At 66.2% G+C, this 5,585-nt stretch carries 6 protein-coding genes; 4 read left to right on the forward strand and 2 right to left on the reverse strand.

Going from position 1 to position 5,585, the window contains the following annotated elements; genetic code table 11:
* Window positions 1-222 precede the first annotated feature (222 nt).
* Window positions 223-1,491: a vanadium-dependent haloperoxidase gene (locus QZY03_RS14770; RefSeq protein ID WP_295582299.1), complete on the reverse strand. Its 1,269-nt coding sequence runs from the start codon at window positions 1,489-1,491 to the stop codon at window positions 223-225.
* 50 nt (window positions 1,492-1,541) lie between these two features.
* On the opposite strand from QZY03_RS14770, the gene QZY03_RS14775 reads away from it, so the two are divergent.
* The 4 genes from QZY03_RS14775 (at window position 1,542) to QZY03_RS14790 (ending at window position 4,673) form a co-directional block, all read left to right on the forward strand.
* On the forward strand, window positions 1,542-1,886 hold the full coding sequence (locus tag QZY03_RS14775) for a transcriptional regulator (RefSeq protein ID WP_295582301.1): 345 nt from the start codon (window positions 1,542-1,544) through the stop codon (window positions 1,884-1,886).
* 267 nt (window positions 1,887-2,153) lie between these two features.
* The gene (gene hslV, locus QZY03_RS14780; RefSeq protein WP_295582303.1) at window positions 2,154-2,699 is read left to right on the forward strand and encodes an ATP-dependent protease subunit HslV; all 546 of its coding nucleotides are present in this window, start codon (window positions 2,154-2,156) and stop codon (window positions 2,697-2,699) included.
* Between the two features lie 112 nt (window positions 2,700-2,811).
* Window positions 2,812-4,143, forward strand: a complete 1,332-nt coding sequence (hslU, locus tag QZY03_RS14785) for an ATP-dependent protease ATPase subunit HslU (protein WP_295582305.1) — start codon at window positions 2,812-2,814, stop codon at window positions 4,141-4,143.
* A 170-nt stretch (window positions 4,144-4,313) separates the two neighbouring features.
* Window positions 4,314-4,673, forward strand: coding sequence for a DUF971 domain-containing protein (locus QZY03_RS14790; RefSeq protein WP_295582306.1), 360 nt, complete (start codon window positions 4,314-4,316; stop codon window positions 4,671-4,673).
* Between the two features lie 127 nt (window positions 4,674-4,800).
* On the opposite strand, the gene QZY03_RS14795 is transcribed toward QZY03_RS14790, so the two are convergent.
* Window positions 4,801-5,259: a transposase gene (locus QZY03_RS14795; protein WP_295582308.1), complete on the reverse strand. Its 459-nt coding sequence runs from the start codon at window positions 5,257-5,259 to the stop codon at window positions 4,801-4,803.
* Between the last annotated feature and the right edge of the window lie 326 nt (window positions 5,260-5,585).

A 5,585-nucleotide genomic window follows, 5' to 3' on the forward strand; every position in this document is an offset into this window, starting at 1 on the left:
ACGGTTGCCGACCGTGGACCCGACGCCGGTATACCGAACGCCGTCGGACGATGGCGCCCGTTCACGTAGCGAGGAGGCCAATTTACGGATTGGAGGCAAATCGGACTTGCGCTCGAACAGAGTATCTACGTCCGGTTATCAGGCCAGAATGCTATAGCAAGGGCGGAAGAGGCTTTGATGCGAGTGGCGGCGCGCGCCGGTCGCCGTAGAGTCGCTCCAAGATCAAGCGCCCGACCCGCCGGCCGAGCTTGAGCCCCTCGTCGTTGTCGCTGCGAAAGTGAATACCGCCATACAGCCGCGACAGTGCCGCCTCTGCCGCGGCGGCATCGAGCGCCGCGGCCGAGTCCGGGAAGTAAGCGGCCAGCACCTCGGCCGCGGCCCGGATAGGGCGGCATGGTTGGAGACATAGCTCGGAAAGGACGGGGTCAGCAGATGGGGCAGCCAGTCGGGGTCCAGGCGCTCACGGATGGCGGTCACCGGGCGCTGGGTCCAATCGGCGAACTTGGCCCGCCAGCAGGCGACCGCGGCGTCGGCCATCGCGATGTTCAGGACGGCCAGCACCCGCGCACTTTGGGCCTGGTCCAGCCCCTTTTCTTCCAGCAAGGCCCGCGCCTTGAGGTTCCATACGCCGGCCGGCGTCACCGAGCCTTGGCCCAGGTTCCAGTCGTCCGCGATCCGTGCCTGCTCGGGCGTCAGGGCGCGGGAGACCGCGAGCACCTCCGCGGTCTCGGCCCAATAGGCGGGGGTGTCGTAAACCACCGGCGGCGGGGGTTGGACCTCACCGCCGTCCCGCAGGACCCAGGTCGTCCACTGGGCCGCCAGTGGCTCCAGCGGATCGTAGCCGTGGAGCGGCGGCGTGGCGCGCCAGACCCCCGGGCCGGGGGCGGGCCGCTGTCGCGGGTCCCACACCAGGTCGCTGCCGTCCCGCATGGCCTTGGCAATCGCACGCTCTGCCGCCGCGGCGCCAGCCGCTCGGGCGCGACTTGCCTGCGCTTGGTCGACCCCGGGGGCCGCGGCGGTCTTGGCGGAGTCGACCCACGCCAGGGCCTGAAACCGACCGGGCGTCTCCAGCGGGAACAGCGCGTCGAGCACCGGACCCGCGGCAGCACCCGCGGCCACGGCAAGCAGATCCGGGTCTTCGGTTGCCGCGGCGGCGGATGCGACCGCGTCCTGTATCCCCGCGTGCAGCACGGCCAGGGCGCGGGCAATGCGCAAGGGATTGCGACGGTACTTGACGCACAGATCCAAGGCGCGGCTGTTCCATCGAGACACCGACGCATTGGCAGCCGCGGTCGTGGCGACACCCAACGGAAGAACGGTCGACCCATCGGCCGGGTTCTGCGCCGCCACCGCGGGTTCGGCAACAGCGGCCACGGACGCTGCCGGGTCCGTGCCTCCACTTGCTTGAGCGGTCAACAGCACACCTGCCAGAATCAACCCGCTGAAGATCCCGGCGCGGATTGCGCTTGCTTGTCCAGAATGACTCACCATCACTGACTCCCCGTGGTGCCACGCGGGCCAAAGCCGTATACCCTATCCAGATGTCAGGATACCCCACCGCGTGCCATCCGGATAAGGTCTATTTCCGAACCGATGCCGACTATCGGGCGGCCCTGACCGAAATCGAAACCCTGATGGCGGCGACCCTCGACAGCCCGGAGGGCGAGCGGTTGGACCTGCTTGTCACCTTGGTCGAAGCCTATGAGCGACAACACTACCCCATGGACCTGCCGGACCCGGTGGAGGCGATCCGCTTCGAAATGGAACAGAAGGGGCTCACACCGAAAGACTTGGAACCCATGATTGGACGTTCCAATCCAGCGGAAAGCTTGATCAAACCACCGCACAACTCCTGTTCGTGTTCCTACGGTCGTGTCGCCGCGTAACCCTGCTTTCAGCTTGGCCTCACGGCTTCCACCTTGGGTTTCGCTACGCTTCTTGTCACTCGCTGCGGTTACCTCCTCTCAGGTAACAAGTACAGGCCCATGTCGGGCACACTGAGAACGGCCTCCGGCCGCGATACGAGGCCGCGGTCACCTGCGACCCTGCGGCGGTTGGCGAACCCTCATCGCGGCCGGATGACGACGAGACCCCCGCCACCCGGCCCGTCCCTGGCGTAGAATGCGCCATCCCAACGATCGGAGCCTTATCCCATGGAGACCTTTCACGGTACCACCATCCTCTCGGTGCGCCGCGCCGGCCGGGTCGTCGTCGGCGGCGACGGCCAGGTGTCGCTCGGCCAGACGGTGATGAAGGGCAATGCCCGCAAGGTGCGTCGGCTCTACAAAGACCGCGTCATCGCCGGGTTCGCCGGGGCGACCGCGGACGCCTTCACCCTGTTCGAGCGCTTCGAGGGCAAGCTGGAGAAGCATCAGGGTCATCTGGTCCGCTCGGCCGTGGAACTCGCCAAAGACTGGCGCACGGACCGGATGCTGCGCCGCCTGGAAGCCTTGCTGTGTATCGCCGACGGCCAGTCCTCGCTGATCATCTCCGGCACCGGAGACGTCATCGAGCCTGAAAACGACCTGATGGCGATCGGCTCCGGCGGCGCCTTTGCCCAGGCGGCGGCGCGGGCACTGCTGGAAAATACCGAACTCTCGGCGCGGGAGATCGTGGAACGCGCGCTGCACATCGCCGCGGATATCTGCGTCTATACCAACCATAATCTGGTGATCGAGGAGCTGGACGCCCCGTCCTGAGCAGTCGTGGGGATAACCGGGTTGCCCTTGCGGAATCCCGGCCTGACCCGCACCTTACACCGCTTACGCCGTGCCGTCCCTGCGGGCGGCCAACCTGCAAACGCGTACACCCATGCCGGAAATCACCCCCCAAGAGATCGTCGCCGAACTGGACAAGCACATCGTCGGCCAGGACGAGGCCAAGCGCGCGGTCGCCATCGCGCTGCGTAACCGCTGGCGGCGGATGCAGATCGCCGAGCCGCTGCGCTCGGAGATCACACCCAAGAACATCCTGATGATCGGCCCCACCGGGGTCGGCAAGACCGAGATCGCCCGCCGGCTGGCGCGCCTGGCCAACGCCCCCTTCATCAAGATCGAGGCCACCAAGTTCACCGAGGTCGGCTATGTCGGGCGCGATGTGGAGTCGATTATCCGCGATCTGGCCGACATCGGCGTGAAGCTTTCGCGCGAACAGGAAATGGAAAAGCTCGGCGACCTGGCCGCGGCCGCGGCCGAGGAGCGCATCCTGGACGCCCTGCTGCCACCGCCGGCCAACTTCGAGGAAGAAACCCGCGGCAGCACCGGTTCAGCGACCCGTGAGAAATTCCGGACCAAGCTGCGGGCGGGTGAACTGGATGAGCGTGAGGTGGAACTCCAGGTCTCCGCCGCCCCTTTGGGTGTCGAGATCATGGCCCCGCCCGGCATGGAAGAGATGACCAATCAACTCCAGGGACTCTTTCAGAACCTGGGTCAGGGCCGCACCAAACGGCGCAAGCTGCGCATCAAGGACGCCCGCAAGCTGCTCACCGATGAAGAAGCGATCAAGCGGGTCAACGAAGAAGAGTTGAAGCTGCGCGCCATCGAGAACGTGGAACAGAACGGCATCGTCTTCCTGGACGAGATCGACAAAGTCACCCGCCGCGCCGAAGGGATGTCCGGGGCCGATGTCTCCCGCGAGGGCGTGCAGCGCGACCTGCTGCCGCTGGTCGAGGGCAGCACGGTCTCCACCAAGCACGGATCGGTGCGCACCGACCATATCCTGTTCATCGCATCCGGCGCCTTCCATCTGGCCCGCCCATCGGACCTGATCCCCGAGCTGCAGGGCCGCCTGCCGATCCGGGTGGAACTGAAGGCGCTGACCACGGAGGACTTCGTGCGGATCCTGACCGAGCCGGACGCCTCGCTGACCGATCAGTACCGGGCGCTGCTCGCTACCGAGGGGGTGAACCTGGAGTTCACCGAGGACGGCATCCGCCGGCTCGCCGAGATCGCCTGGCAGGTCAACGAACGCACCGAGAACATCGGCGCGCGGCGCCTGCACACGGTCCTGGAGCGATTGCTGGAGGATGTTTCCTACAACGCCTCGGACCTGGATCGGGTCACCGTCACCGTCAACGCCGCCTACGTGGACCAGAACCTGTCCCAACTGGCCGCGGATGAGGATCTGTCGCGCTACATCCTGTGATCGAGCCTTCGTACCTGATATCCGGACAGACGCTCCTGTAGGGCGGGTTTAACACCCGCCCCTACGTCCGGCGATCCCGTCCGGCGGCTATCGAAATCGCCTACGTTGCCACCGGGTTCCCGCCCGCCTTGAACGGGCGCGGCACCCATCCCCTTTTACCGGAGAACGCCATGCCGACACCCACTGAACTCAACCTGCACCAACAGTCCCGGGTGCTGGAAGTGCGTTATGACGACGGCTCACACTTCAACCTCCCGTGCGAATATCTGCGCGTCTACTCCCCCTCCGCCGAGGTCCAGGGCCACGGCCCCGGCCAGCGGGTGCTGCAACTCGGCAAGGAAGACGTCGGCATCGACAAGATCGAACCGGTCGGCAATTACGCCATTTGCCTGCACTTCGACGATGAGCACAACACCGGCATCTACTCCTGGGAGTATCTCTACAATCTCGGTCTCAACCAGGAACGGCTGTGGCAGGAGTATCTGGACGAATTGTTCAAGGCCGGGCAGGCGCGTAAGAAACCATCCTGAACAGAACGCCAGCGCGGCGGGACGCCGCTCCCACGCCGCACCTGTCCCGCCCCGTGGGAGCGGCCTCCGGCCGCGATTCCCCGCGCACCCCGGCACCGCATCGCGGCGAGACGCCGCTCCCACGGGCTCAGAGCCACTTCGCATCCCACAATGGGTAGTCCCCCAAACGGCGACATAAACCCGCGCGGAGCGGATTGGCGACGATGTAACGCGCCATGTCCTTGAGGTCCTCTTCCGCCCGGAGCGCACGGTCAAAATACCCCTCTTGCCAGACCGGACCATGCTCCGCGCGGCGGACGTTAATCCGGTGCGACGTGTAGCTCTTCAGCGACAACATGATCCGGTCCAAAGGCCGCTCCCCGGTCAGACAGAACAGCCAATGCAAATGATCCGGCATCACGACGAAGGCCAGGCTCTCGACGTCGCCTCGCTGATGCAGGAAACGCAGGGACTTCACCACCTCGCGGCCAAGCCAAAAATCGGCAAAAAAAGGACGTTTGAGTTCTGTAGAGGTACGCATATGGTAAATGCGCCCCGACTCGGAGACGCGGCCCTTGCGCAGATCGCGACTATGCGGCTTGTCCACTGGCTCGACCTCGAGACCGGTTGCGGCGGGACGCCGTTCCCGCAAAGTCTAGCTCAGACGCGCCCACTTCACCCCGTGGGAGCGGCCTCCGGCCGCGATTCCCCCCACACACCCAGGCACCGCATCGCGGCGGGACGCCGCTCCCACGGGATTCGGCGTAATCGCACCTGCCCCACCCCGTGGGAGCGGCCTCCGGCCGCGATTCCCCCGCGCACCCCGGCACCGCATCGCGGCGGGACGCCGCTCCCACGGGATCCGGCGTAATCGCACCTGCCCCGCCCCGTGGGAGCGGCCTCCGGCCGCGATTCCCCCCACACACCCAGGCA

The organism is uncultured Lamprocystis sp. (genome assembly GCF_903933125.1).
Classification (GTDB): Bacteria; Pseudomonadota; Gammaproteobacteria; order Chromatiales; family Chromatiaceae; genus Thiodictyon.